This window comes from Streptomyces sp. NPDC002088 (genome assembly GCF_040296605.1).
Classification (GTDB): Bacteria; Actinomycetota; Actinomycetes; order Streptomycetales; family Streptomycetaceae; genus Streptomyces.
In genome coordinates this window covers 156221-181913 of record NZ_JBEOXO010000006.1, presented here as the reverse complement: position 1 = coordinate 181913, position 25693 = coordinate 156221, and the positions used below count along the sequence as shown (strand labels likewise).

At 71.2% G+C, this 25693-nt stretch carries 26 protein-coding genes; 19 read left to right on the top strand and 7 right to left on the bottom strand.

The window, feature by feature from the left end; translation table 11 throughout:
* Positions 1 to 50 precede the first annotated feature (50 nt).
* Complete coding sequence (locus tag ABT114_RS15190) at positions 51 to 1376, bottom strand: DUF2252 domain-containing protein (protein WP_351142527.1); 1326 nt, start codon at positions 1374 to 1376, stop codon at positions 51 to 53.
* 298 nt (positions 1377 to 1674) lie between these two features.
* Here ABT114_RS15190 and dnaE point away from each other — a divergent pair, with 298 nt between their 5' ends.
* Positions 1675 to 5214: a DNA polymerase III subunit alpha gene (gene dnaE, locus ABT114_RS15185; protein WP_351142524.1), complete on the top strand. Its 3540-nt coding sequence runs from the start codon at positions 1675 to 1677 to the stop codon at positions 5212 to 5214.
* Between the two features lie 117 nt (positions 5215 to 5331).
* Here the strand turns inward: dnaE and ABT114_RS15180 are convergent, their stop codons facing one another.
* Positions 5332 to 5496, bottom strand: a complete 165-nt coding sequence (locus tag ABT114_RS15180) for a hypothetical protein (RefSeq protein WP_351142522.1) — start codon at positions 5494 to 5496, stop codon at positions 5332 to 5334.
* A 237-nt stretch (positions 5497 to 5733) separates the two neighbouring features.
* Between ABT114_RS15180 and ABT114_RS15175 the strand changes: the two genes are divergently transcribed.
* The 4 genes from ABT114_RS15175 (at position 5734) to ABT114_RS15160 (ending at position 9630) form a co-directional block, all read left to right on the top strand.
* Positions 5734 to 6948, top strand: a complete 1215-nt coding sequence (locus ABT114_RS15175) for an NYN domain-containing protein (protein ID WP_351142520.1) — start codon at positions 5734 to 5736, stop codon at positions 6946 to 6948.
* A gap of 108 nt (positions 6949 to 7056) precedes the next feature.
* The gene (locus tag ABT114_RS15170) at positions 7057 to 8031 is read left to right on the top strand and encodes an ABC transporter ATP-binding protein (RefSeq protein WP_351142518.1); all 975 of its coding nucleotides are present in this window, start codon (positions 7057 to 7059) and stop codon (positions 8029 to 8031) included.
* A gap of 74 nt (positions 8032 to 8105) precedes the next feature.
* Entirely contained in the window at positions 8106 to 8927 is an 822-nt protein-coding gene (locus tag ABT114_RS15165) for an ABC transporter permease (protein ID WP_351142516.1), read from the top strand.
* A gap of 34 nt (positions 8928 to 8961) precedes the next feature.
* Positions 8962 to 9630, top strand: a complete 669-nt coding sequence (locus ABT114_RS15160) for an AAA family ATPase (protein WP_351142514.1) — start codon at positions 8962 to 8964, stop codon at positions 9628 to 9630.
* 181 nt (positions 9631 to 9811) lie between these two features.
* On the opposite strand, the gene ybaK is transcribed toward ABT114_RS15160, so the two are convergent.
* The 4 genes from ybaK to ABT114_RS15140 all read right to left on the bottom strand — a co-directional run bounded on the left by ybaK (position 9812) and on the right by ABT114_RS15140 (position 13873).
* Complete coding sequence (gene ybaK, locus ABT114_RS15155) at positions 9812 to 10315, bottom strand: Cys-tRNA(Pro) deacylase (RefSeq protein ID WP_351142512.1); 504 nt, start codon at positions 10313 to 10315, stop codon at positions 9812 to 9814.
* Positions 10316 to 10341: 26 nt separating this feature from the next.
* The gene (locus ABT114_RS15150) at positions 10342 to 11082 is read right to left on the bottom strand and encodes an LON peptidase substrate-binding domain-containing protein (protein WP_351142510.1); all 741 of its coding nucleotides are present in this window, start codon (positions 11080 to 11082) and stop codon (positions 10342 to 10344) included.
* An 11-nt stretch (positions 11083 to 11093) separates the two neighbouring features.
* The gene (locus ABT114_RS15145) at positions 11094 to 12125 is read right to left on the bottom strand and encodes a hypothetical protein (RefSeq protein WP_351142508.1); all 1032 of its coding nucleotides are present in this window, start codon (positions 12123 to 12125) and stop codon (positions 11094 to 11096) included.
* Positions 12126 to 12295: 170 nt separating this feature from the next.
* Positions 12296 to 13873 carry an oxidoreductase gene (locus ABT114_RS15140; protein ID WP_351142506.1) on the bottom strand — a complete coding sequence of 526 codons (1578 nt, stop codon included), beginning with the start codon at positions 13871 to 13873 and terminating at the stop codon, positions 12296 to 12298.
* A gap of 213 nt (positions 13874 to 14086) precedes the next feature.
* Between ABT114_RS15140 and hisD the strand changes: the two genes are divergently transcribed.
* The 10 genes from hisD (at position 14087) to ABT114_RS15090 (ending at position 21874) form a co-directional block, all read left to right on the top strand.
* Positions 14087 to 15412, top strand: coding sequence for a histidinol dehydrogenase (gene hisD / locus ABT114_RS15135; protein ID WP_351142504.1), 1326 nt, complete (start codon positions 14087 to 14089; stop codon positions 15410 to 15412).
* Positions 15413 to 15420: 8 nt separating this feature from the next.
* Positions 15421 to 16527 carry a histidinol-phosphate transaminase gene (locus tag ABT114_RS15130; RefSeq protein ID WP_351143006.1) on the top strand — a complete coding sequence of 369 codons (1107 nt, stop codon included), beginning with the start codon at positions 15421 to 15423 and terminating at the stop codon, positions 16525 to 16527.
* Positions 16524 to 17117, top strand: a complete 594-nt coding sequence (gene hisB, locus ABT114_RS15125; RefSeq protein WP_351142502.1) for an imidazoleglycerol-phosphate dehydratase HisB — start codon at positions 16524 to 16526, stop codon at positions 17115 to 17117. Before ABT114_RS15130 ends, hisB begins: the two co-directional genes overlap by 4 nt.
* Before the next feature lie 3 nt (positions 17118 to 17120).
* Positions 17121 to 17285, top strand: coding sequence for a CG2302 family histidine operon protein (locus ABT114_RS15120; protein ID WP_351142499.1), 165 nt, complete (start codon positions 17121 to 17123; stop codon positions 17283 to 17285).
* Entirely contained in the window at positions 17276 to 17926 is a 651-nt protein-coding gene (hisH, locus tag ABT114_RS15115; protein WP_351142497.1) for an imidazole glycerol phosphate synthase subunit HisH, read from the top strand. The genes ABT114_RS15120 and hisH overlap by 10 nt, the downstream gene beginning before the upstream one ends.
* A complete protein-coding gene (gene priA, locus ABT114_RS15110) occupies positions 17926 to 18651 on the top strand; it encodes a bifunctional 1-(5-phosphoribosyl)-5-((5-phosphoribosylamino)methylideneamino)imidazole-4-carboxamide isomerase/phosphoribosylanthranilate isomerase PriA (RefSeq protein ID WP_351142495.1) in 726 nt (241 codons plus the stop codon). The genes hisH and priA overlap by 1 nt, the downstream gene beginning before the upstream one ends.
* Positions 18648 to 19037 carry a RidA family protein gene (locus tag ABT114_RS15105; protein WP_351142493.1) on the top strand — a complete coding sequence of 130 codons (390 nt, stop codon included), beginning with the start codon at positions 18648 to 18650 and terminating at the stop codon, positions 19035 to 19037. The genes priA and ABT114_RS15105 overlap by 4 nt, the downstream gene beginning before the upstream one ends.
* Before the next feature lie 25 nt (positions 19038 to 19062).
* Complete coding sequence (gene hisF, locus ABT114_RS15100) at positions 19063 to 19818, top strand: imidazole glycerol phosphate synthase subunit HisF (RefSeq protein WP_351142491.1); 756 nt, start codon at positions 19063 to 19065, stop codon at positions 19816 to 19818.
* A gap of 119 nt (positions 19819 to 19937) precedes the next feature.
* Positions 19938 to 20525, top strand: coding sequence for an ArsR/SmtB family transcription factor (locus tag ABT114_RS15095; RefSeq protein ID WP_351142489.1), 588 nt, complete (start codon positions 19938 to 19940; stop codon positions 20523 to 20525).
* Positions 20526 to 20548: 23 nt separating this feature from the next.
* Complete coding sequence (locus ABT114_RS15090; RefSeq protein ID WP_351143004.1) at positions 20549 to 21874, top strand: MFS transporter; 1326 nt, start codon at positions 20549 to 20551, stop codon at positions 21872 to 21874.
* A gap of 2 nt (positions 21875 to 21876) precedes the next feature.
* On the opposite strand, the gene ABT114_RS15085 is transcribed toward ABT114_RS15090, so the two are convergent.
* The gene (locus tag ABT114_RS15085) at positions 21877 to 22512 is read right to left on the bottom strand and encodes a TIGR03085 family metal-binding protein (RefSeq protein ID WP_351142487.1); all 636 of its coding nucleotides are present in this window, start codon (positions 22510 to 22512) and stop codon (positions 21877 to 21879) included.
* 140 nt (positions 22513 to 22652) lie between these two features.
* Here ABT114_RS15085 and hisI point away from each other — a divergent pair, with 140 nt between their 5' ends.
* The 4 genes from hisI (at position 22653) to ABT114_RS15065 (ending at position 25685) form a co-directional block, all read left to right on the top strand.
* Complete coding sequence (gene hisI / locus ABT114_RS15080) at positions 22653 to 23054, top strand: phosphoribosyl-AMP cyclohydrolase (protein WP_351142485.1); 402 nt, start codon at positions 22653 to 22655, stop codon at positions 23052 to 23054.
* An 11-nt stretch (positions 23055 to 23065) separates the two neighbouring features.
* Positions 23066 to 24544: an anthranilate synthase component I gene (locus tag ABT114_RS15075; RefSeq protein WP_351142483.1), complete on the top strand. Its 1479-nt coding sequence runs from the start codon at positions 23066 to 23068 to the stop codon at positions 24542 to 24544.
* A 52-nt stretch (positions 24545 to 24596) separates the two neighbouring features.
* Entirely contained in the window at positions 24597 to 25247 is a 651-nt protein-coding gene (locus ABT114_RS15070) for a TIGR02234 family membrane protein (protein ID WP_351142481.1), read from the top strand.
* Positions 25248 to 25427: 180 nt separating this feature from the next.
* Positions 25428 to 25685 (top strand): HGxxPAAW family protein, encoded by a 258-nt coding sequence (locus ABT114_RS15065; RefSeq protein ID WP_351142480.1) that lies wholly within the window; start codon positions 25428 to 25430, stop codon positions 25683 to 25685.
* The last annotated feature ends 8 nt before the right edge of the window (positions 25686 to 25693 follow it).

Genomic DNA, 25693 nt, shown 5'->3' with positions numbered 1-25693 from the left:
ACGTGCTCCCGTAAGAGACCCCTAAAGGGACCCTGTGAGCGGCCGGTCGGTTACAGACCCGGAATCCGTCCGTTGCGGAAGAGGTCCACGAAGATCTGGTGGTCGGCACGCGCGCGTGCCCCGTAGCCGTGCGCGAAGTCGACCAGAAGCCCGGCGAAGCCGTCCTCGTCGGCCGCGATCGCCGCGTCGATGGCCCGCTCCGTGGAGAAGGGCACGAGGGACTCGCCGGACTGGTCGTCCGCCGCCCCGTGCATCGTGGCCGTCGCGCGGCCCAGGTCGGCGACGACCGCGGCGATCTCCTCCAGGTCGTCGATGTCGCCCCAGTCGAGGTCGACCGCGTACGGCGAGACCTCGGCGACCAACTGGCCCGCGCCGTCCAGCTCGGTCCAGCCCAGCCACGGGTCGGCGTGTGCCTGGAGGGCGCGCTGGGAGATCACCGTGCGGTGGCCCTCGTGCTGGAAGTAGTCGCGGATCGCCGGGTCGGTGATGTGGCGGGAGACGGCCGGGGTCTGGGCCTGCTTGATGTAGATCACGACGTCGTTCTCGAGGGCGTCGGTGTGGCCCTCCAGGAGGATGTTGTACGACGGCAGACCGGCCGAGCCGATGCCGATGCCGCGGCGGCCGACGACGTCCTTGACGCGGTAGGAGTCCGGGCGGGACAGGGAGGACTCCGGCAGCGTCTCCAGGTAGCCGTCGAAGGCCGCGAGCACCTTGTAGCGGGTGGCAGCGTCCAGCTCGATGGAGCCGCCGCCGGGCGCGAAGCGGCGCTCGAAGTCGCGGATCTCGGTCATCGAGTCCAGCAGCCCGAAGCGGGTCAGCGAGCGGGCGTCGCGCAGCGCATCCAGCAGGGGGCCCTGGGCGGTGTCCAGGGTGAAGGGCGGCACCTCGTCGCGCTTGGCACCGGTCGCCAGGGCGTGGATCCGCTCGCGGTACGCGCCCGCGTACACCTCCACCAGCTCGGTGATCTGGTCGTCGCTGAACGCCTTCGCGTACCCGATGAGGGCCACGGAGGCGGCGAAGCGCTTGAGGTCCCAGGTGAAGGGGCCGACGTACGCCTCGTCGAAGTCGTTGACGTTGAAGATCAGCCGGCCGTTGGCGTCCATGTACGTGCCGAAGTTCTCGGCGTGCAGGTCGCCGTGGATCCACACGCGCGAGGTGCGCTCGTCCAGGTACGGGCCGCCCCGCTTCTCGGCCTCCAGGTCGTGGTAGAAGAGGCCTGCCGTGCCGCGGTAGAACGCGAAGGCCGAGGCCGCCATCTTCCGGAACTTCACCCGGAACGCGGCCGGGTCGGCGGCCAGGAGCCGGCCGAAGGCGGTGTCGAAGACGGCGAGGATCTCCTCGCCGCGTTGCTCGGCGCTGAGCTGCGGGACCGACATCGCTGGGTGCCTCCTGGTGCAGGTGATGCATGACATGTGGGGCAGATCTCTCCGCACGCGGCGCGAGGATCTTCCGCCCTCCCCAACGTGCGAAGGTACGCGGGAGTGCCCGCGTTCCTCGGATGAAGGTACGCGTGGAAGCCCGCCGGGTGTCAGTGCCGAGGCATAGACTTCGACGCTGTCCCCCAGACTGTCCGCAGCCTGTCGGACCCCCGTCGACGCATGCCCACCCGTCACCCGACCACCACCCCTCAACGAGGCGCTTCGCGCCGCACCTGCTCCCTTGGAGGCCGCAGCCGTGTCAAAGCCGCCGTTCACGCACCTGCACGTCCACACCCAGTACTCGCTGCTGGACGGTGCCGCGCGGCTGAAGGACATGTTCAACGCGTGCAATGAGATGGGCATGACACACATCGCCATGTCCGACCACGGCAACCTCCACGGGGCGTACGACTTCTTCCACACCGCGAAGAAAGCCGGGATCACCCCGATCATCGGGATCGAGGCGTATATCGCCCCCGAGTCCCGGCGCAACAAGCGCAAGATCCAGTGGGGCCAGCCGCACCAGAAGCGGGACGACATCTCCGGTTCCGGCGGTTACACCCACGCGACGATGTGGGCGGCGGACAGGACGGGCCTGCACAACCTCTTCAGGCTCTCCTCGGACGCGTACGCCGAGGGCTGGCTGCAGAAGTGGCCCCGGATGGACAAGGAGTCGATCTCCCAGTGGTCCGAGGGGCTCATCGCCTCCACGGGCTGCCCGTCGGGTGAGCTGCAGACCCGGCTGCGGCTCGGCCAGTTCGACGAGGCGCTGAAGGCGGCCGCCGACTACCAGGACATCTTCGGCAAGGACCGGTACTTCCTGGAGCTGATGGACCACGGCATCGACATCGAGCACAAGGTCCGCGACGACCTGCTGCGGGTCGGCAAGAAGCTCGGCATCCCGCCGCTGGTCACCAACGACTCGCACTACACGTACGCGCACGAGGCCACCGCCCACGACGCCCTCATGTGCATCCAGACCGGCAAGAACCTCTCCGACACGAACCGCCTCAAGTTCGACGGCACCGGCTACTACCTGAAGTCCACGGACGAGATGTACGCCATCGACTCCTCGGACGCCTGGCAGGAGGGCTGCCGCAACACCCTCCTGGTCGCCGAGCAGATCGACACCACCGGCATGTTCGAGGCCAGGAACCTCATGCCGAAGTTCGACATCCCCGACGGCTTCACCGAGGTCACCTGGTTCAAGGAGGAGGTCCGCCGCGGCATGGAGCGGCGCTTCCCCGGCGGCATCCCGGAGGACCGCCAGAAGCAGGTCGAGTACGAGATGGACGTCATCATCCAGATGGGGTTCCCGGGCTACTTCCTCGTGGTCGCCGACTTCATCATGTGGGCGAAGAACCAGGGCATCGCCGTCGGCCCCGGCCGAGGCTCCGCCGCCGGTTCGATCGTCGCCTACGCCATGGGCATCACCGACCTCGACCCGATCCCGCACGGTCTGATCTTCGAGCGGTTCCTGAACCCCGAGCGCGTCTCCATGCCCGACGTCGACATCGACTTCGACGAGCGTCGGCGCGTCGAAGTGATCAGGTATGTGACCGAGAAGTACGGCGCCGACAAGGTCGCCATGATCGGCACCTACGGCAAGATCAAGGCCAAGAACGCGATCAAGGACTCCGCGCGCGTGCTGGGCTACCCGTACGCCATGGGCGACCGCCTCACCAAGGCGATGCCCGCCGACGTCCTCGGCAAGGGCATCGACCTCAACGGCATCACCGACCCCTCGCACCCGCGCTACAGCGAGGCGGGCGAGATCCGCGCGATGTACGAGAACGAGCCGGACGTGAAGAAGGTCATCGACACCGCCAAGGGTGTCGAGGGCCTGGTCCGGCAGATGGGCGTGCACGCCGCCGGCGTGATCATGTCCAGCGAGACCATCACCGAGCACGTGCCCGTCTGGGTCAGGCACACCGACGGTGTGACCATCACGCAGTGGGACTACCCGAGCTGTGAGTCGCTCGGCCTGCTGAAGATGGACTTCCTCGGCCTGCGCAACCTGACGATCATGGACGACGCCGTCAAGATGGTGAAGTCCAACAAGGGCATCGACATCGATCTGCTGAGCCTCCCGCTCGACGATCCGAAGACCTTCGAACTGCTCCAGCGCGGCGACACCCTCGGCGTCTTCCAGTTCGACGGCGGCCCCATGCGCTCGCTGCTGCGCCTGATGAAGCCCGACAACTTCGAAGACATCTCCGCCGTCTCCGCGCTCTACCGTCCGGGCCCGATGGGCATGGACTCGCACACCAACTACGCCCTGCGCAAGAACAAGCTGCAGGAGATCACGCCGATCCACAAGGAGCTCGAAGAGCCCCTCGAGGAGGTCCTGGCGGTCACCTACGGCCTGATCGTCTACCAGGAGCAGGTGCAGAAGGCGGCCCAGATCATCGCCGGCTACTCGCTCGGCGAGGCCGACATCCTCCGCCGAGTGATGGGTAAGAAGAAGCCCGAGGAGCTGGCGAAGAACTTCACCATCTTCCAGGCCGGTGCCCGGAAGAACGGCTACAGCGACGAGGCGATCCAGGCCCTGTGGGACGTGCTGGTCCCCTTCGCCGGATACGCCTTCAACAAGGCGCACTCGGCCGCGTACGGCCTCGTCTCGTACTGGACCGCCTACCTGAAGGCGAATTACCCCGCCGAGTACATGGCCGGGCTCCTCACCTCCGTCAAGGACGACAAGGACAAGTCGGCCGTCTACCTCAACGAGTGCCGGCGCATGGGCATCAAGGTGCTCCCGCCGAACGTCAACGAGTCCGAGTCGAACTTCGCCGCGCAGGGCGACGACGTGATCCTCTTCGGCCTCTCCGCCGTCCGCAACGTCGGTACGAACGTCGTCGAGTCGATCATCAAGAGCCGTAAGGCGAAGGGGAAGTACTCGTCTTTCCCCGACTACCTCGACAAGGTCGAGGCCGTGGTCTGCAACAAGCGGACGACGGAGTCGCTGATCAAGGCCGGTGCCTTCGACTCCATGGGCCACACCCGCAAGGGCCTCACCGCGCAGTACGAACCGATGATCGACAACGTGGTCGCGGTCAAGCGCAAGGAGGCCGAGGGCCAGTTCGACCTCTTCGGCGGGATGGGCGAGGAGGACACCAGCGAGCCCGGGTTCGGCCTCGACGTGGAGTTCACCACCGAGGAGTGGGACAAGACCTATCTGCTCGCCCAGGAGCGGGAGATGCTCGGTCTGTACGTCTCCGACCACCCGCTCTTCGGCCTGGAGCACGTGCTGTCCGACAAGGCCGACGCGGGCATCGCCCAGCTCACCGGAGGTGAGCACGCGGACGGTGCGGTCGTCACCATCGGCGGCATCATCTCGGGCCTCCAGCGCAAGATGACCAAGCAGGGCAACGCCTGGGCCATCGCCACGGTGGAGGACCTCGCGGGCTCCATCGAGTGCATGTTCTTCCCGGCGACGTACCAGCTCGTGTCGACCCAACTCGTCGAGGACGCCGTCGTGTTCGTCAAGGGGCGCCTGGACAAGCGCGAGGACGTGCCGCGGCTGGTCGCGATGGAGCTCCAGGTCCCGGACCTGTCGAACGCCGGCACCAACGCGCCCGTGATTCTTACCATCCCGGCCACGCGGGTCACCCCGCCGATGGTCAGTCGCCTCGGCGAGATCCTCAGCCACCACAAGGGCGACAGCGAGGTCCGCATCAAGCTCCAGGGGCCGACGAAGACGACGGTGCTGCGCCTCGACCGGCACCGGGTGAAGCCGGATCCGGCACTGTTCGGCGACCTGAAGGTGCTGCTCGGCCCTTCCTGTCTGGCCGGCTGAGCGACTGATCACGCGAGGGGCGCATCCGCGAACGGGTGCGCCCCTCGGTGTGTGCCTGGGCTCGACGGCCCGATGGGCTCAACGGCCCGATCGGCTCAACAGCCCTTTATGAAGATGTCAGTTGTGACCGAAGCGCTTCTGCCGGCCCTTGCGCGCGATGTCGCCGGGGGTCACCTGAGTGGTGCGCTGGTCGGCCTGCGACTCCACCGAGGAGTGCTGGGCCGACTGCTGGCTGGGCTCGGTCCTCGACTGTTTTCGCTCACGGTTCTTGTTCTTGGCCATGGTGATCTGCCTCCTGAGGGGGATCTAGGGGCCAGGGCCGGGACCAGGTTCACATAGGCTGACAATGAACGCATTTCGGATAATTACCGTGCGTGACATGGGTCGTCGGAGAGCGCCGCCGGACAGCGATGTCCCGAAACGCCACGCCGAAGATCGAGTTCGGGCCGTTAACCTCTGCGCGGTCGGGCAGACTCGAAGGAAGCCCCAAGCAAACCTCCCAGGAAGAGGGTGAGTCGCGTGGACCGCTGCATCGTCCTGGTGGACGCCGGGTATCTCCTGGGGGCCGCGGCCAGTCTCCTCGCCGGTGAGCCCTCGCGATCCCGGATCACCGTCGACCACGCTGCCCTCATCCAGGGGCTGCGCGAGCGAGCCGAGTCCGACACGCAGCGGCCGCTGCTGCGCATCTACTGGTTCGACGGCGCCCCCGACCGCGTCCCCCAGCCCGAACACCGCAGGCTGCGCGTGATGCCCCGGGTCACCGTCCGGCTCGGCGCGCTGACCCGCAGCGACGGACGCTGGGCCCAGAAGGGCGTGGACGCCGCGATGCACGCCGAGCTCACCGAGCTGGCCCGCAACCGCGCCTGTTCCGACGTCGTCCTCGTCACCGGCGACGGCGACCTGCTGCCGGGCATGATGGCCGCCAAGGAGCACGGCGTCGCCGTACACCTGTGGGCCGTGCAGGCCGCCGACGGCGACTACAACCAGTCCGAGGACCTGGTCGCCGAGGCCGACGAGCGCCGGGTCCTGGACCGGACGTGGATCACCAAGGCCGTACGCGCCAAGGAACTGGGCGGGATCTGCGCGCCGCCGCCCGCGCCGCGCCCCGAGATCGCCGCGATCCTCTCCGCGCCGCTGCCCGACTCCGGGCTCACGGCGTCGCCCGAGTCGCCCGCCGAGGAGCCGGAGCACTCGGTGGCCGCCGCGCAGAACGGCGCCGAGGAGCGGGTGCCCACGTCCAAGGGTGTGCCCACCCCCAAGGACCTGGCCGCACTGCGCGCCCCCGGCGCCCAGGCCGTCCAGCACCCCGCCACCGCCACCCTGCGCTGGTCCTCCGACAAGGGCTGGGTCGACCGCCCCGGCGGCGCCACCGAGCCCTCCGAGGTCGCCTCGATGCCGACCCTCGCCCAGCTGACGACGGCCGAGCAGCGCTGGGCCGACCGGGAGGAGGACATCACCACCGTCGGCGGGGATCCGTACGAGGTGGGGCAGGTCTTCGCGCGACGGTGGATGGAGCGGCTGGGGGACCAGGGCCATCTGCAGAAGCTGTCGGGGATGTACCCGCGGATCCCGCACCGCATCGACGGCGAGCTGCTGCGGTACGCGGCCCGGTTCGGTCTGCTGGCCCACAAGGACGACCAGATCGACGAGCACGACCGGTACGCCATCCGGGCCGGTTTCTGGCGGGAGATCGATGTCCGGACGGCCGCGGAGCACGCCCCGGCCGGGGAGTGAACAGGGGCGGTAGCGCCGCCCCGAGCGCCGGTGAACGACCCGGACCCCGTAGTCTCGTCCCTTGTGAGTACGCGCGCGGCACCGGCACATCGGGACAGTGATCAGGTCGTGTGTGCCGTGCGCGGGCTGACCAAGACCTATCCGGCCGTACGGGGCCGGCGCGGGACCCCCGGGACGCCCGAGGTGCGGGCCACCGACGACGTACGGCTGGAGGTGCGGCGCGGTGAGATCTTCGGGCTGCTCGGGCCGAACGGGGCCGGGAAGACCTCCCTCGTACGACAGCTCACGGGGCTGATGCGGCCCGACACCGGCAGCGTCGAGATCCTCGGGCACGACATCGTGCGCCATCCGGAGCGTGCCGCGCGGATCCTCGCCTATCTCGGGCAGGAGTCCACCGCCCTCGACGAACTCACCGTGTCGCTCGCCGCCGAGACCACCGGCCGGCTGCGCGGGCTCGACGTGCGCCGGGCGCGGGCCGAACGGGACGCCGTCCTCGACGAACTGGGGCTCACGCCGATCGCCGGCCGTCCGCTGAAGAAGCTGTCCGGAGGGCAGCGGCGGCTCGCCTGTTTCGCGACCGCCCTCGTGGGGGAGCGGCCGCTGCTCGTGCTCGACGAGCCGACGACCGGCATGGACCCCGTGGCCCGGCGGGCCGTGTGGGGTGCCGTCGACCGGCGGCGGGCCGAGCACGGGACCACCGTCCTGCTCGTCACCCACAACGTCATCGAGGCCGAGACCGTCCTCGACCGGGTCGCCGTCCTCGACCGGGGGCGGGTCATCGCCTGCGACAGCCCGGCCGGGCTCAAGGAGCAGGTCGCGGGCGAGGTGCGGGTCGAGCTGGTGTGGCGGGAGCGCCCGCCGCTGGACGTGCCCGAGGTGGCCGCGCTGCGCGACCGCGTCGTCGAGTCCGGGCGCCGCTGGACGTTGCGTCTCGCCCCCGAGGAGGCGCGCGCGGTCGTCGCCACCGTCACCGGCGGGGCCGCCTTCGCCGCCCTCGACGACTTCACGCTCGCCACGCCCAGCCTGGAGGATGTGTACCTGGCGCTGGGCGGCGCCGCGCGGCAGGGGTTGGTGAGGGCGTGAGCACGCAGGCCGCCGCGTCCGTACCGAACGGGGCGAGACCCGGAGTGAACCAGAGTGAAGGGGAGCAGCGCGACGTGAGTGTCGTACCCGCCGAGGTTCTGCCGGGCAGCGCCCGGGCCGTGGAGGAGACGGCCTGGGAAGCGGCCGAGCTCGGGCCGCGCGCGCGGCTGTGGCCGGCGCTGGCGGCCGTGTACCGGGCGCAGCTGTCCCGGGCCCGGGTCGCGCGGATCCCGCTGCTGTTCGTGGCGACCTTCCAGTCGATCGGCATCCTGATCATGATGCGGGGGGTCGTGGACGGCGGCAGCGAGGCGGAGTCGGTGGTGGCCGGCTCGTCCGTCCTCGTCGTCGCCTTCGTCGCGCTGAACCTGCTCGCCCAGTACTTCGGGCAGCTGCGGTCCAGCGGCGGCCTGGACCACTACGCGACGCTTCCGGTGCCGCCCGCCGCGGTCGTGCTGGGCGCGGCGGGCGCGTACGCGTCCTTCACCGTGCCGGGGACCGTGGTCACCGCCGTGTTCGGTTGCGTGCTCTTCGGGCTGCCCATGGGGAACCTCTGGATCCTCGTCGCGGTGATCCCGCTCGCCGGGGCCGCGCTCGCCGGGCTCGGCGCCGCGTTCGGGCTGCTCGCGCCGCGGCCCGAACTGGCCACCGTGCTCGGGCAGCTGGGCATGTCGGCGGCACTGCTGCTCGGCGTGCTGCCGGCCGACCGTATGCCGGAGGTCGTGCGGTTCGCGCGGGACCTGCTGCCGTCGACCTACGGCGTGGAAGCCTATGCGCGGACCTTCGGGGCGCACCCCGACTGGGCCTTCGTCCTCGGTGACCTGGCCGTGTGCGCGCTCGTCGGCGTCGTTTCGCTGGCCGTCGCCACCTGGGCGTATCGCCGGGCTGCCGTCCGGTGACGCGCCGCACAGCCGGGCCTGGCACGATGGCAGGGTGACCGCACCGCTGACTCCGCCTCCGCCGCCGCACGAACAGTCCCCGCACGACGCGTGGCCGCCGTCACCCGGTGTGTACAGCGGGGTGGTTCCCGCGCCGCACGCCGGCTTGTACGGACAGGACGGGCCCGGGATGAAGACCGAGGTGATCGAGGCCGCCGTCGTCACCCTGGTGGTCGCGGTCACCGGGGCGCTGCTCGGGGTGCTGTGGTGGTGGCTGGCGCCGCATGTGCCGCTGGTCGGCGACTCGTCGGACGGAGGCTGGGTCGTCTACCTCAAGGACACCGAGGGGGAGCAGGCGATCGGCGTGGACGGAACGTTCACGCTGCTGGCGCTGGCCTTCGGGGCCGTGAGCGCGCTCGGGGTGTTCCTGTGGCGGCGGCGTGGGGGTGTGCCGCTGGTGGTGGCGCTGGGCGTCGGGGGGCTGCTCGGGTCGCTGCTGGCGTGGCGGGTCGGGGTGTGGCTTGGGCCCACGTCGGACGTGATCGCGCACGCCAAGGCCGTGGGCAAGGGCGTGACGTTCTCCGCGCCGCTGAAGCTGGGGGCGAAGGGGGCGTGGCTGGCGTGGCCGCTCGCCGGGCTGGTGGTCCACATGGGGCTGACGGCACTGTTCGGGCCCCGGGACCCGGATCCGTACCAGCAGTCGTACGGGGCGCCGCAGGCGTAGGGGGCGGCGCGCGCTGTGGTTGCGGCGGGGTGTTTTTCGCCCCCGCCGCCCCTACCTTTCCCGTCCCTGGGGGCTCCGCCCCCAGACCCCCGCTGTCGGCCTTGACGGCCTCGTCCTCAAACTCCCCCACTCTCGGCTTCGCTCGAGCGGGGGGACCCCCACGACGGGCTGAAAACCTGGGTCACGCGCGCCCGATGGGGGCCAGGACCGCGCCCGTGAGGCCCGCGAGGGCCGTGGGGGACAGTTCGACCTCCAGGCCGCGGCGGCCCGCGGAGACGCAGATCGTGGCGTGGGCGGTGGCCGAGTCGTCCAGGACCGTGCGGAGCTTCTTGCGCTGGCCGAGCGGGGAGATGCCGCCGCGGACGTAGCCCGTGGTGCGCTCCGCGAGGGCCGGGTCCGCCATCGCCGCCCGCTTGCCGCCGACCGCCGACGCCAGCGCCTTCAGGTCGAGCTGGCCCGCCACCGGGACCACGGCCACGGTCAGCGCGCCATCCACGTCCGCCACCAGCGTCTTGAAGACGCGGTCGGGGGAGACGCCCATCGCCTCGGCGGCCTCCTCGCCGTAGGACGGGTGGGACGGGTCGTGGTCGTAGGAGTGGACCGTGTAGTCCACGCCTGCCGCGGTCAGCGCCACCGTCGCGGGTGTGCCCCCGGACTGCTGCTGCTTCTTCGCCTTCTTCGCCATACCGGCTGGTTCCTCGGGGTCGTACGTCAGTTGAGACTCGTCGGGCCGCGCGTCAGGTCCGACGAGGGCAGCGACGGCAGATTACGGATGATGGCCGTCTCGGAGCGAAGGAGTTTCAGCTCGTCCCGGAGCCGGGACGCCGTGTCGGGGGCCTGGAGCAGGCGCTGCTTCGTCGGCGTGTCCAGCATCATCGCCGCCGCCACCAGGTACGACACCACGGAGGGCTCGTCGGGCAGCTCCGCGCCCGTCGTCAGGGATCGCTCCCGGGCGCCCGCCAGACGCTTCTGGTACTGCCGGAAGGCGCGCAGTACGCCCTCGGCGAGTGCCCCCGCCTCGTCGCCGGGCTCCTCCGGCAGCTCCTCCAGCTCGGCCGTCAGGAACGGGCCCGACGCGTCCACCGACAGCAGCCGCACCCGGGTCGTGCCCGTCGCCAGCACCTCGAAGGTGCCGTCCGCCCGCTCCCGGACGGTCGCCGCGTCGGCGATGCAGCCGGTGCCGTGGAACGCCTTCAGCGGGTCCGCGCCGAAGCCCGCGGTCGCCCCGCGCTCGGGCACGGCCGTCGGGTCCGGCATGCCCGGCTCACTGGGCGCCACCTCGTGGCCGTCGCGGATGGTCACGACGGCGAACCGGCGCGGTTCGTCCTCGGGGGTCTTCAGCAACTCGCGCATCATGGCGCGATAGCGCTCCTCGAAGATGTTGAGCGGCAGGACGAGCCCGGGGTACAACACCGAGTTCAGGGGGAAGAGCGGAAGCCGGACGGTGGTCACGGCGCAGAAGCCTAATGGCCCAGGGAGTGTGCGCGGTCGCCGTGCCCACTCCGTGGATGCCACGGCGGCTCCCCGGCCAGTGCCTTGCGGACGTCGTCGCGCACCTCCAGGAAGCGTCCCAGTGGATCGTCCGAGACTCGGTCCCAGGGGAAGGAGGTGGCGTACGGGCCGGTCAGCCGCAGCTGTTCCCGGGCGTCGGACCAGCGTTCGAGGCGCACCAGGACGTAGGTCGCGAGGTTGCGGATCTCCGCAGGCCAGGGGGCGCTCGCCGGGTACCGGGCGGACAGTGCGATCGCGCGGTCGGCGGCCGCGTCCAGCCGCTCGCGGGGCACCTCGGGGCCGCATCCGTCGGTCAGGTAGGCGAAGGCCGCCCGCAGCGGCAGGGCCTGGACGAGCGAGCCGGGCGGCGCGTCCTGCGCGGCCGGCTCGGCGAAGTCGAAACATTCGCGGTGGGAGCCGTGCCAGGCGCCCGCGAGGTATTTCAGGGCCGCCACATGGCAGCCGTAGTGGTGCGGAGCGCGGCGGACCGCCGCCTCCCACAGCTCCTCGAAGTAACGGTGCCCGGCGCGCGCGCCGCGCGCGTGGTCCAGCGCCACCCGCCACGGCACCGGGTCGCGGTCGTCGCTGCGTGCGGCCGCCGTGATCGACGGGCTCACGGTCCGCAGCAGCTCGGCCCGTGCCGGGGACTCCCAGGCGCGGTCCACGGCCAGCTGGGCCCCGACCAGCAGCACGTCCGGGTCGTGCGGCGCGGTGGCGCGCCAGTTCTCCAACCACTCGCCGCGGGAGCGGGCGAAGGACGCCAGGCGCACGACGTACCGGTCGCGGTCCTCCCACTCGGCGTGCTCGCGGGTGGCGGCGAGCAGCTCCGCGGCCGGCCCGTGCTCGCCCCGCGCGGCGGCGACCAGCGCCGGTCCCAGGTCTTCGTCGGGCGCGTCGAGAAGCACCTCGTCGTCGGCGGGGGGCTCGGCGACGGGGTGCGGGGCGGTGGTTCTCATCCGCGACGCACGGATGAAGGGGGGCAGCAGAGCCATGGTGTCGACCATTGAAAAGGCGCAGGTCGAAGGCGCGCCAGTGGCTCCACAGAACCTGCGGAAAGTTGTACGTCGAGTGGTCAAGGAAGAGCAAAACGTGACGGTTGCTCAACTATCGAATGGCTGTGCGTCTACCGCGGGTAAGGCCTGGCGGCGAGCCCTGACCCCTGACCAGCTCAGGCCTAGCTCCGCCGCAGCATCCGCGTGGCCCCCGTCGCCACCGTCGTCGCCAGGACCCAGCCGAGCAGGATCATCGCCGCGGCCAGCCACTGCCGGCCGCTGCTGAGCTGCCACTGGCCGAGCTGGCCCAGGTCGACGACCGGCAGCAGCAGGTCCAGGGCGAACAGCGCCGGGTCCCACTCCGGGTGTCCGTCGCCGTTGACCGGAGGGCGGCCCGCGTGGGCGAAGGCGAGCGTTCCCGCCGCCCACAGCACCGCCATCCACACCGCGGCCCGGCCCGGCCGGTAGCCGTAGGCGACCGTCCAGTCCTGTGCGTACCCCCAGAGCTTGGCGGCCGGCGGCAGGGTCTGCCGGCGGTGGCGCTGCTTGGCGAGGAGCACCTCGCGGGCGTCCTCGTCCTCGCCCCCGGCGCGCAGCACGGCCGCCAGCCGCTCGTACGGCTCCGGGTTGTACTCGGCGGTCGCCGCGGCCACCCACTCCAGCCGCTCGGTCAGCGGGAAGGGGCCGTGCGGCACGAGGTTCTCGTACGAGAAACCGCCCATGTGCAGATTGCCCGGGCCCGGCCAACTGGTCGCCCGGTCGACGAGGTTGACGATCCGCGCCCCCGACAGCACGACCTTGCCGCGCTGCGGCCGCTCGCCGAGGAAGCGCAGCTCCGGAGTCTGCACGCGGAGCAGCGACAGTGCCTGGTCGTCGGTGAAGACGAACCGGGCCCGTTCGAGGTCGACGGCGTCCCCGAACCGCCCGTCGTCCAGCCGCACCCCGCCCCGGCACTCGAACCGCTGCACGCGTGTGCCCTGCGGCGGGGTCGCCCCGCTCAGCACCTGGGCCCCGACGCCCGCCGGGGTCAGGTACAGGGTGCGCCCGACCGTCAGCTGGGGCGCGTTCAGGGCGAGCCGCGTGTACGGGTTGAACAGCCGTGCGCCGCGCAGGCTCAGCGAGACGCCCACCGTCGCGCCGCGCAGGCTCAGCTCGCCGTGCGACTCGAGGAGCTCGGCCTGCAGATCCTGCCCGACCGACATGCCGTCGGCGGCGATCGAGCGGCCGCTGCGGTCCCGGTAGACGATCGCCTGGTTGAGCAGCAGGTCCGTGCCGATGTGCGCGTCGGTGAGCCGGACGCCGTTGTGGAAGCGGCAGCGCGGCAGATGCAGGTCACCCTCGGTGTGCACCCGGGCCGCCTCCAGCCGCGGCACCGAGCAGTCCACCAGGCGGGCGGTCGTGAAGCGGGCCTCCGGCAGCAGCACCTCCCGCTCGAAGCGGCAGCCCCTCAGCTCGACGTACGGCACCACCGTGCCGCCCGCGAGGTCCAGCACGCCGCTGATCTGCACGCCGACCAGCTTCAGCGACGACACGCGCCCCGCCAGCGCGGGCGGCCCGTCCAGGAGCAGCCAGGCGAGGATGCGGGCCCGCACGGTCCGCTCGGGCCCCCAGGGATGTCCGCCGTGCGGATCGTCGACGACGGTGTCCCCGCTGCTCAGGTCGTACACGGTGCCGGTGCGGAAGGCGTCCCACATGCCCTCCTCGGCGGCGGTCAGATCCTCCGGCAGGTCCCCGGTGCGGATGCCGGCCCCCTCGGTCACGGTTCTTCACTTCCTCCCCGGCTACTCACGGGTTCGTTCCTTCGTACAAGCGGTCATGCCCGCTGAGTGACGCCCCGAACGCAAGACGTGAAGGAGATCTTCCGGGTTCCGGCGCCATTCCGTTTCACCCGTGACCTCGCCGTGGCCGGGGTTCTGTATCAACCATTGATACGCGCGAACGACGCCCGATCCCGGTCTGAGAGAATTGACGGCGTGATCTCCCGAATCGATCTGCGCGGCGACGCCCTCCCTGAGGGCCCCGCCCTGCGCGACCTGCTGCCCCGAGCCGACTTCGACGTTCAGGCCGCCCTCGAGAAGGTGCGTCCGATCTGCGAAGCCGTGCATCATCGGGGCGACGCGGCGCTGATCGACTTCGCCGAGAAGTTCGACGGCGTACGGCTGGAATCCGTACGCGTGCCGGCCCAGGCGATCAGCGACGCGCTGGAGCAGCTCGACCCGGCCGTGCGCGCGGCCCTGGAGGAGACCATCCGCCGCGCCCGGCTCGTCCACCGCGCCCAGCGTCGTACGACGCACACGACCCAGGTCGTGCCCGGCGGCTCGGTGACCGAGAAGTGGGTGCCGGTCGAGCGGGTCGGGCTCTACGCCCCCGGCGGCCGGTCGGTCTACCCGTCCTCCGTGGTCATGAACGTCGTACCGGCGCAGGAGGCCGGCGTCGAGTCGATCGCGCTCGCCTCCCCGGCGCAGGCCGACTTCGGCGGCCTGCCGCACCCGACGATCCTCGCCGCGTGCGCGCTGCTCGGCGTCGACGAGGTGTACGCGGCCGGCGGCGCCACCGCCGTCGCGATGTTCGCGCACGGCACCGAGTCCTGCCCGCCCGTCAACATGGTCACCGGCCCCGGCAACATCTGGGTCGCCGCCGCCAAGCGCTACTACACCGGCAAGATCGGCATCGACGCCGAGGCCGGCCCGACCGAGATCGCGATCCTCGCGGACTCCACGGCCGACCCGGTGCACGTCGCCGCCGACCTGATCAGTCAGGCCGAGCACGACCCGCTCGCGGCCGCCGTCCTGGTCACCGACTCCGTCGAACTGGCGGACGCGGTGGAGAAGGAGCTGGAGCCGCAGGTCGCGGCCACCAAGCACATCGACGACCGGATCGTCCCGGCCCTCGAGGGCAAGCAGTCCGCGATCGTGCTCGTCGACGGCGTCGACGAGGGCCTGCGGGTGGTCGACGCCTACGGCGCCGAGCACCTGGAGATCCAGACGGCCGACGCGACGGCGGTCGCCGACCGGGTGCGCAACGCGGGCGCGATCTTCATCGGCCCCTGGGCGCCGGTCTCGCTGGGCGACTACGCGGCCGGCTCCAACCACGTGCTCCCGACCGGCGGCTGCGCCTGCCACTCCTCGGGCCTGTCCGTCCAGTCCTTCCTGCGGGGCATCCACATCGTCGACTACACGAAGGACGCGCTGGCCGAGGTCGCGCATCACGTGGTGACGCTGGCGGAGGCGGAGGACCTGCCGGCGCACGGCGCGGCGGTCAAGGCCCGATTCGGGTGGAAGGTGCCTGAGAGCAAGTGACTGAGCAAGTGACCGGCATTGACGATCTCCCCGTACGCGACGAGCTGCGCGGCAAGTCCCCCTACGGCGCGCCCCAGCTGGACGTCCCCGTACGGCTGAACACCAACGAGAACCCGTACCCGCTGCCCGAGCCGCTGGTCGAGCGGATCGCCGAGCGGGTGCGTGCGGCGGCCCGGAACCTCAACCGCTACCCGGACCGGGACGCCGTCGAGCTGCGCACGCAGCTCGCCAAGTACCTGACGGACACCTCCGGCCACGAGGTGGGCCTCGCCAACGTCTGGGCCGCCAACGGCTCCAACGAGGTCATCCAGCAGCTGCTGCAGACCTTCGGCGGACCGGGCCGTACGGCGATCGGCTTCGAGCCGTCGTACTCGATGCACGCGCTCATCGCGCGCGGCACGGGCACGGGCTGGATCTCGGGCCCGCGCAACGAGGACTTCACGATCGATCTCGCGGCCGCCGAGCAGGCCATCGCCGAGAACCGGCCGGACGTCGTCTTCATCACGACCCCCAACAACCCCACGGGCAACGCGGTCTCGCGCGAGACGGTCCTCGCGCTGTACGAGGCCGCCCAGGCGGCCAAGCCGTCGATGGTGGTCGTGGACGAGGCGTACATCGAGTTCAGCCACGGCGACTCGCTGCTGCCGCTGATCGAAGGACGGCCGAATCTCGTCGTCTCGCGGACGATGTCGAAGGCCTTCGGCGCGGCGGGGCTGCGCCTCGGCTATCTCGCCGCGCACCCGGCGGTCGTGGACGCGGTCCAGCTGGTACGGCTGCCCTACCACCTGTCGGCCGTCGCGCAGGCGACCGCGCTGGCGGCTCTGGAGCACACCGACACGCTGCTGAAGTACGTCGAGCAGCTGAAGGCGGAGCGGGACCGGCTGGTCGCCGAGCTGCGGTCCATCGGCTACGAGGTCACCGAGTCCGACGCGAACTTCGTGCAGTTCGGGCGGTTCGAGGACTCCCACGCCACCTGGCAGAAGATCCTCGACCGGGGTGTCCTGGTCCGGGACAACGGCGTACCGGGGTGGCTGCGGGTCACCGCCGGAACCCCGGAAGAGAACGACGCGTTCCTCGACGCGGTACGTGACTTGAAGAAGGAGCAGAGCGCATGAACCGCGTAGGACGCGTGGAACGGACGACCAAGGAGACCGCCGTCCTGGTCGAGATCGACCTCGACGGAACCGGGAAGACGGAGATCTCCACCGGCGTCGGCTTCTACGACCACATGCTGGACCAGCTCGGCCGGCACGGTCTGTTCGACCTGACCGTGAAGACCGAGGGCGACCTGCACATCGACTCGCACCACACCATCGAGGACACCGCCCTCGCGCTGGGCGCCGCCTTCAAGCAGGCGCTCGGCGACAAGGTGGGGATCTACCGGTTCGGCAACTGCACGGTCCCGCTGGACGAGTCCCTCGCCCAGGTCACCGTCGACCTCTCCGGCCGCCCGTACCTCGTGCACACCGAGCCCGAGAAGATGGCGCCGATGATCGGCGAGTACGACACCACGATGACCCGGCACATCCTGGAGTCCTTCGTGGCGCAGGCACAGATCGCGCTGCACGTGCACGTGCCGTACGGGCGCAACGCCCACCACATCGTGGAGTGCCAGTTCAAGGCGCTGGCGCGGGCGCTGCGCTACGCGAGCGAGCGCGACCCGCGCGCGGCCGGCATCCTTCCCTCCACGAAGGGTGCGCTGTAACCCATGACCAGTCTGTCCAGCATCCTGATCGTCGTCGGACTCTTCCTCCTCGGCGGCATCTACTCGTTCGTCAAGCAGCAGATGCCGAAGAGCCTCATCGTGCTGCTCTCCATCGGTGCCGCGATGTGTCTCGTCGCGGGTGTCATGCGGCTGGAGGTGTGGAATTGAGCAACGCTTCCAAAAAGGTGGTCGTCTTCGACTACGGCTTCGGCAACGTCCGCTCCGCCGAGCGGGCCCTCGCGCGCACCGGCGCGGACGTCGAGATCACCCGTGACTTCGACCAGGCCATGAACGCGGACGGCCTGCTGGTGCCGGGCGTCGGCGCGTTCGCCGCCTGCATGCGGGGCCTTCGCGACGCGCGCGGCGACTGGATCATCGACCGTCGCCTCTCCGGCGGCCGCCCGGTGATGGGCATCTGCGTCGGCATGCAGATCCTGTTCGCGCGGGGCATCGAGCACGGCGTCGAGACCGAGGGCCTCGACGAGTGGCCCGGCTCGGTCGAGCCGCTCCAGGCCGAGATCGTGCCCCACATGGGCTGGAACACCGTCGAGGCGCCGGCTGGCTCCGAGCTGTTCGCAGGGCTGGACGCGGACGCGCGCTTCTACTTCGTGCACTCCTACGCCGTCCACGACTGGTCCCTCGAAGTGCACAACCCGGCCATGCGCGCCCCCAAGGTGACCTGGTCGACGCACGGCAAGCCCTTCGTGGCCGCCGTGGAGAACGGTGCCCTGTGGGCCACGCAGTTCCACCCCGAGAAGTCCGGCGACGCCGGAGCGCAGCTGCTGAACAACTGGATCGGAACCCTCTGATGGCTTCGAAGCTCGAACTCCTTCCCGCCGTCGACGTCCGCGACGGCCAGGCTGTCCGCCTGGTGCACGGCGAGTCCGGTACGGAGACCTCCTACGGTTCCCCGCTGGAGGCCGCCCTCGCCTGGCAGCGGTCGGGCGCCGAGTGGCTGCACCTGGTCGACCTGGACGCCGCCTTCGGGACGGGCGACAACCGCGCGCTGATCGGCGAGGTCGCGAAGGCGATGGACATCAAGGTGGAGCTGTCCGGCGGCATCCGCGACGACGACACCCTCGCCGCCGCGCTCGCCACCGGCTGCACCCGGGTGAACCTCGGCACGGCCGCCCTGGAGACCCCGGAGTGGGTCGCCAAGGTCATCGCCGAGTACGGCGACAAGATCGCGGTGGGCCTCGACGTACGCGGTACGACCCTGCGCGGCCGCGGCTGGACCCGCGACGGCGGCGACCTCTACGAGACGCTGGACCGCCTCAACAAGGAGGGCTGCGCGCGGTACGTCGTCACCGACATCGCCAAGGACGGCACGCTCCAGGGCCCGAACCTGGAACTGCTGCGCACCGTGTGTGCGGCGACGGACCGCCCGGTCGTGGCCTCCGGCGGCGTGTCGTCGCTGGACGACCTGCGGGCCATCGCCGAGCTGGTCCCCCTCGGTGTCGAGGGCTCCATCGTCGGGAAGGCCCTGTACGCGAAGGCGTTCACCCTGGAAGAGGCCTTGGAGGCTGTGTCGTGAGCGATGCCGTGCGGCGCGTGCAGAGTGGAAGTCCCTGGGAGGAATCCTTCGGTTTCGCACGTGCCGTCGCGGCGGGCGACCGCGTCCTGGTGGGGGGCACGACGTCCTTCAAGGGCAGCGTGCTGTACGGGGAGGGCGACCCGTACGAGCAGGCCAGGGTGGCCTTCACCAGCGCGGTCGAGGCGATCGGCGAGTTCGGGCTCGGTATCGAGTCCGTGGTGCGTACGCGGATGTACCTGACCCATGCGCGGGACGTCGAGGCGGCGGGGCGGGCCCACTGGGAGCTCTTCGACTCGGTGCGCCCGGTCTCGACCCTGCTGGTCGTGGAGGGGTTCGTCGATCCGCGCATCCTGGTCGAAGTGGAACTGGAAGCCTTCCGAGGCTAGAAACATTCAGAGGAGCCGTGGATTCATGACCCTGGCGGTTCGAGTCATCCCCTGCCTGGACGTGGACAACGGCCGGGTCGTCAAGGGTGTCAACTTCCAGAACCTGCGCGACGCGGGCGACCCCGTCGAGATGGCGAAGGTGTACGACGCCGAGGGCGCCGACGAGCTGACGTTCCTGGACATCACCGCGTCCTCGGGCAACCGCGAGACGACGTACGACGTGGTGCGCCGTACGGCCGAGCAGGTGTTCATCCCGCTGACGGTCGGCGGCGGTGTGCGTACGGCCGAGGACGTGGACAAGCTGCTGCGGGCCGGTGCCGACAAGGTGGGCGTGAACACGGCCGCCATCGCCCGGCCCGAGCTGATACGTGAGATCGCGGAGCGCTTCGGCCGGCAGGTCCTGGTGCTGTCGGTCGACGCGCGCCGGACGCCGTCCGGGAGCTTCGAGGTGACGACGCACGGTGGCCGCAAGGGCACCGGCATCGACGCCGTCGAGTGGGCGCACCGGGCCGCCGAGCTGGGCGCCGGGGAGATCCTGCTGAACTCGATGGACGCGGACGGCACGAAGGACGGCTACGACCTGGAGATGATCGCGGCCGTCCGCAAGCACGTGACGGTTCCGGTGATCGCCTCCGGCGGCGCCGGCAAGCTCGGCGACTTCCCGCCGGCCATCGAAGCGGGGGCGGACGCCGTGCTCGCGGCCTCCGTCTTCCACTTCGGGGATCTGCGGATCGGAGAAGTGAAGCAGGCGTTGCGGGAGGCGGGCCACCCGGTGCGGTGACGCCGCGCTCGGCTTGAGCCCCGGTCACTGGGTGGCCGGGGCTTCACTCTGGGCAGATACGAAAGGAAAGTTGCGCAAAATATATTGCGCAACTTTCTTTTCGTATTTACGGTGGGTGCATGACAGCCGAGGGGAGCCGTCCCATCACGGATGTGGGCACGCTCAAAGCACTGGCGCATCCGCTGCGGATGAAGCTGTACCGAGGGTTGTGCGTGGCGGAGAAGGCGACCGCGTCGCAGCTCGCCGAGCAGGTCGACGAGGCCGTCTCACTGGTCAGCTACCACCTGCGCAAACTCGCCGAGCACGGCCTGATCGAGGAGGCCGAACCGCAGAGCGCGGACGGCCGGGAGCGGTGGTGGCAGCCCTCCTCGGAGGGCGTGAGCATCCGCGACAAGGACTTCCGGGACGCGCCCGAACGGGTCGCCGCGCACCTGGCGGCCACCCGGCTCTTCCACGAGCAGCGCACGGAGATGTACCGCCGCTACCTCGACGAACGCTCGACGTGGGGCCCCGAGTGGAATGCCGCCGCCCCCGACAGCGAGTCACTGTTCCGGCTGACGTCGGCGGAACTGGACGAGCTCCGCCAGGAGCTGACCGCCCTCGCCAGGAAGTACGACGAGAAGAGCCGGGCGGCCGAAGCCGCCGGCGACACCCAGGGGCGCGAGAACGTCGCCCTGCACGTGTACGGATTCCCGTTCCGCTTCTGAGAGGACCAGGTCTCGTGACCGCCATGCTCATACCCCCGGCCACCGCCGTCACCGCCGACCGCCCCGCCCACCGCGACCCGAACGTGCTGCGCTGGCTCGGCGCCTACGCCTCCTCGATGGTGGGCGACAGCGTCTACTACATCGCCCTGTCCTGGGCCGCCGTACAGGCCGGTTCGCCCTCGCAGGCGGGGCTGGTGATGTCGGTCAGCGCGCTGCCCCGGGCCCTGCTCATGCTGGGCGGGGGAGTGATCGCCGACCGGCTCGGACCACGCCGGGTCGTGATCGGCAGCGACGCCGTGCGCTGTGCGGCGGTGCTGGGGGTGGCCGCGCTGGTGTTCTTCACCAGCCCCGGCCTGTGGCCGCTGGCCCTGCTGGCCCTGGTCTTCGGCGCCGTCGACGCGGTGTTCATGCCGGCCGTCGGCGCGCTCCCGGCGCGGATCACCGGCAAGGGCCAACTGGCCCGCGTCCAGGGGATGCGCGGCCTGGCGATCCGCTTCGCCAACGTCGTCGGTGCCCCGCTGGGCGGCCTGTGCGTGGCGGTGGGCGGCGCGGCCGCCGCGTTCGGCCTCGCCGGGCTGCTGATCGCGGTGTCGGTGCCGCTGCTGCTCACCGTACGGGTCCGGGACCTCCCCGCGGACGACGCCGCCGAAGCCGACGTCCGGGATCTCCCCGCGGGCGAAGAGGCCGGAGCCGACGTCCGGGACCTGCCCGCGGGCGAAGAGGCCGGCGCCAACCGCACCACCGCCTGGAGCGACCTGTCGGCCGGGCTGCGTTACATCCGCCACCACCGCGTTCTCGCCCCGCTGATGCTCGCCATCGCCCTCGGCGACTTCGGTTTCGTCGGCCCGCTCAACGTGGGCCTGACCCTGCTGGCCGACGAGCGGGGCTGGGGGGCCTCCGGCATGGGCTGGGTGCTCGCCGGGTTCGGCGTCGGCGCGGGGGCCGTCTCACTGCTGCTGACCGTACGGGGCCGACTGCCGCACGCCGGTCTGGTCGCGGCCTACGCGATCCTCGCCGGCTCCGTCGCGATCGGCGCCCTCGCCTACGTCCCCGGCGTCGTCGCCGCCGTCGGCGTGGCCCTGCTCATCGGCCTGCTCGCCGGGCTCAGCGGCGCGATGTGCGGCGCCCTGCTCCAGACCCAGGCCGACCCCGCCTACCTCGGCCGCGTCACCGCCGTCGCCGGCCTGGTCAGCCTCGGCTTCGCCCCTCTGAGCATGCCCTTCGCCGCTGCCGCGATCCAGGCGTGGGGCACCGGCCCGGTATTCGTCGTCAGCGCGGCGGTGTGCGGCCTCGGCGGCGTCGTCGCCCTGAGCGTGCGCGCCCTCCGCCAGGCGGAACTGCCCCGCTGAACTCAGATACCCAGCTGCTTCGACCCGTGCAGCGTGGCGATCGCGTCCTCGTCGCCCTCCAGGGACACCTTCGCCGCGTTCTGCCGGCCGTACAGGAACAGCAGCAGCTCCGACGGCTCGCCGGTCGCCGTCACCACCGGTGTGCCGCGGTGGGCGACCACTGTCTGGCCGTCCGAGCGGCGCAGGACCAGGCCCGTGGGAGCGGTGCGGCCCATGAGGCGGGCGGCGCGTTCCAGGCGGGACCAGAGCGCGTCCTGGAAGACCGGGTCGAGCTCGCGCAGTGCCCAGTCGGGCTGGGCGCGCCGGACGTCCTCCGTGTGGACGTAGAACTCGATCGTGTTGGACGCCTCGTCGATCTGCTTCAGCGAGAACGGTGAGAAGCGCGGCGGGCCGGTACGGATCAGCTGGATCAGCTCCTCGTACGGCTTGGCGGCGAACTCCTCCATCGCCTTGTCCAGGCGGGACGCGAGCTGCTTGATGAGGATGCCCCCGGCGGCGTCGGGACGGCGCTCCCGTACCACCACATGGGCGGCCAGGTCGCGGGTCACCCAGCCCTCGCACAGGGTGGGGGCCTCCGGACCGGCGGTTTCCAAGAGGTCGGCGAGAAGGAGCCGTTCACGCTTGGCAAAGGTCGACATGCAGCCAGCGTACGACCGGGGTAAGAGGTCCGCCCACCCGTCGCCCGACACCGCCCCTCACCGAGACGCATCGTGCCGCCGCTATCCGATCAGTGGACACCGCGTCGGCACTGTCAGTGCCGCGCGGCACAATGGCACCCATGACCAGCACGCCCGCGTCCAGCAACCTCGATCCCGAGATCGCCGCCCGCCTCAAGCGCAGCGCCGACGGACTCCTGCCCGCCATCGCCCAGCAGTACGACACCGGAGAGGTGCTGATGCTCGGCTGGATGGACGACGAGGCCCTGCACCGCACACTGACCACCGGCCGCTGCACGTACTGGTCCCGCAGCCGCCAGGAGTACTGGGTCAAGGGCGACACCTCCGGCCACTTCCAGTGGGTCAAGTCCGTCGCCCTCGACTGCGACGCCGACACCCTGCTGGTCAAGGTCGACCAGGTCGGTGCCGCCTGCCACACCGGGGCCCGCACCTGCTTCGACGAGGACGTGCTGCTCAAGGACGGCGTGGGTGCCGGTTCCGGCGTACCGGCCGTGGATCAGTAAGGTCTGCCGCCATGGACCTCGAGACGTTTCGCAAGCTGGCCACCGACCGCCGCGTCATTCCGGTCACCCGCAAGCTCCTCGCCGACGGCGACACCCCGGTCGCGCTCTACCGCAAGCTCGCCGCCGAGCGTCCCGGCACCTTCCTGCTGGAGTCCGCGGAGAACGGACGGTCCTGGTCCCGCTACTCCTTCGTCGGCGTCCGCAGCGCCGCCACCCTCACCGCGCGCGACGGCCAGGCCCACTGGCTCGGCACTCCGCCCGTCGGCGTCCCCGTCGACGGCGACCCGCTGGCCGCGCTGCGCGCCACCATCGAGGCCCTGCATACCCCCCACCAGGAGGGCCTGCCGCCCTTCACCGGCGGCATGGTCGGCTATCTCGGCTACGACATCGTCCGCCGCCTGGAGAAGATCGGCCCCGGTGAGCGGGACGACCTGAACCTCCCCGAGCTGACCATGCTCCTCACCAGCGACCTCGCCGTCATGGACCACTGGGAGGGCTCCGTCCTGCTGATCGCCAACGCGATCAACCACAACGACCTCGACACCGGCGTCGATGACGCCTACGCCGACGCCGTGGCCCGCCTGGACGCCATGGAGGCGGACCTCTCCCGCGCGGTCGTCCAGCCGCCCGCCGTGCTCCCGCCGTCCGAACTCCCCGAGTACAGCGCCCTGTGGGGCGGCGAGGACTTCCAGCGGGCCGTCGAGGACATCAAGGAGCGCATCCGCGCCGGCGAGGCCTTCCAGGTCGTACCGTCGCAGCGCTTCGAAACGCCATGCACGGCCAGCGCGTTGGACGTCTACCGGGTGCTGCGGGCCACCAACCCCTCCCCGTACATGTACCTGTTCCGCTTCGACGGGTTCGACGTCGTCGGCTCGTCCCCCGAGGCCCTGGTCAAGGTCGAGGACGGGCGGGCCATGGTCCACCCCATCGCCGGCACCCGGCACCGCGGGGCGACCCCGCAGGAGGACCAGGCCCTCGCCGACGAACTGCTCGCCGACCCCAAGGAGCGCGCCGAGCACCTGATGCTCGTCGACCTCGGACGCAACGACCTGGGGCGCGTCTGCGAGCCCGGCTCGGTCGAGGTCGTCGACTTCATGTCCGTCGAGCGGTACTCCCACGTGATGCACATCGTCTCGACGGTCACCGGGCAGGTGGCGGCGGGCCGCACCGCCTTCGACGTCCTGACCGCCTGCTTCCCGGCGGGCACCCTGTCCGGCGCGCCCAAACCGCGCGCGATGCAGATCATCGACGAACTCGAGCCGTCCAGGCGGGGGTTGTACGGCGGCTGCGTCGGCTACCTCGACTTCGCGGGCGACTCCGACACCGCCATCGCCATCCGGACGGCCCTGCTCCGCGACGGCACCGCCTACGTCCAGGCCGGCGCCGGCATCGTCGCCGACTCCGACCCGGTCGCCGAGGACACCGAGTGCCGCAACAAGGCGGCGGCGGTGCTGCGCGCGGTGCACACGGCGAACCGGCTGGGCCGGTAGGGCGCGTCTCACGTCGGCCCCGGGTGACGGTTCGCCCGGGGTTCAGGCGATAGTGGTGTACGTGACTGCTGTTCCTCACCCCCGTCCCGAAGCCGCCGCTTCCGCCCGGTCCAGCCGCCGGAGCCTCGCCGTCGCCCTGCTGAGCGGGGCGCTCGGTGCCGCCGTGGCCCTGCTGGCCACCCGGCAGCGCTGGTCGGAAGGCACCGCGACGGTCGCCGGCGGCGACTTCCCCCTGACCGTCAAGGGCAGCGACGTCACCGGCGTCCCCGCGGCCCTGGCGATAGTGGGCCTCGCCGCGCTCGTCGCCGTCTTCGCCGTCCGCAAGGCCGGCCGCCTGCTGGTCTCCGCGCTGCTCGCGCTCTCCGGCGCCGGCATCGTCGCCGCGGCCCTGCTCGGCGCCTCCGACGGCTCCGCACTCGACGAGAAGGCCGCACAGGCCTCCGGCGACACCTCGGCCGCCGTGGCCGCCCTCAGCCACACCGCCTGGCCGTACGTCGCGGCCGCGGGCGGCGCCCTGATCCTCCTCGCCGGTCTGCTGGCCCTGCGCTACGGCGGGCGGTGGCCCGCGATGTCCGGCCGCTACGAGCGCAACGGAACACCCCAGCCGCGCCGCGCCGCCCCGGCCGTCGACCCCGACCGGCCCGAGGACATCTGGAAGGCCCTGGACCGGGGAGAGGACCCGACGGGCCCCGATCCCGCGTGAGCAGGCCGCCGGACCGGCGGCAGGCAGGGACTTTCGGCCCGGGTCGTCGGTCCCGATGTGGTGAATCAGACGCGGATGGGAGCCACCCCCGCTCACGGTAAGAGCGCGCGTACGGGACAATGGACGATGAGCGTCCGGCTCAGACACGCACGACACGTACACAGCAACGAGGAGCAAGTCATGGCGGGCAGCAGCCACGGTCACACCCCGGCCGCCTGGACCGGTGTCATCATCGCCTTCATCGGTTTCTGCGTCGCGGGCGCCTTCATGGTGATGGCACAGCCGCTGGGCTTCTGGGCCGGCATGGTGATCATCGCCCTCGGCGGTGTCGTCGGCGCCGCCATGCGAGCCATGGGCCTGGGCCAGCCGAAGGCGGCCCCCGTCGCGGTGCAGTCCGCCCCGGCCGCGACCCGCCAGCCGGCGGGCGTCGAAGGCTGAGCGCCGCA

Coding starts and splice junctions, on each gene's coding strand:
- ABT114_RS15190 (WP_351142527.1), bottom strand. CDS start 1,376: ATGTCGGTCCCGCAGCTCAGCGCCGAGCAACGCGGCGAGGAGATCCTC.
- ABT114_RS15180 (WP_351142522.1), bottom strand. CDS start 5,496: ATGGCCAAGAACAAGAACCGTGAGCGAAAACAGTCGAGGACCGAGCCC.
- ybaK (WP_351142512.1), bottom strand. CDS start 10,315: ATGGCGAAGAAGGCGAAGAAGCAGCAGCAGTCCGGGGGCACACCCGCG.
- ABT114_RS15145 (WP_351142508.1), bottom strand. CDS start 12,125: ATGGTCGACACCATGGCTCTGCTGCCCCCCTTCATCCGTGCGTCGCGG.
- hisB (WP_351142502.1), top strand. CDS start 16,524: ATGAACCGCGTAGGACGCGTGGAACGGACGACCAAGGAGACCGCCGTC.
- ABT114_RS15120 (WP_351142499.1), top strand. CDS start 17,121: ATGACCAGTCTGTCCAGCATCCTGATCGTCGTCGGACTCTTCCTCCTC.
- priA (WP_351142495.1), top strand. CDS start 17,926: ATGGCTTCGAAGCTCGAACTCCTTCCCGCCGTCGACGTCCGCGACGGC.
- hisF (WP_351142491.1), top strand. CDS start 19,063: ATGACCCTGGCGGTTCGAGTCATCCCCTGCCTGGACGTGGACAACGGC.
- ABT114_RS15095 (WP_351142489.1), top strand. CDS start 19,938: ATGACAGCCGAGGGGAGCCGTCCCATCACGGATGTGGGCACGCTCAAA.
- ABT114_RS15090 (WP_351143004.1), top strand. CDS start 20,549: ATGCTCATACCCCCGGCCACCGCCGTCACCGCCGACCGCCCCGCCCAC.
- ABT114_RS15085 (WP_351142487.1), bottom strand. CDS start 22,512: ATGTCGACCTTTGCCAAGCGTGAACGGCTCCTTCTCGCCGACCTCTTG.
- hisI (WP_351142485.1), top strand. CDS start 22,653: ATGACCAGCACGCCCGCGTCCAGCAACCTCGATCCCGAGATCGCCGCC.
- ABT114_RS15075 (WP_351142483.1), top strand. CDS start 23,066: ATGGACCTCGAGACGTTTCGCAAGCTGGCCACCGACCGCCGCGTCATT.
- ABT114_RS15065 (WP_351142480.1), top strand. CDS start 25,428: ATGGCGGGCAGCAGCCACGGTCACACCCCGGCCGCCTGGACCGGTGTC.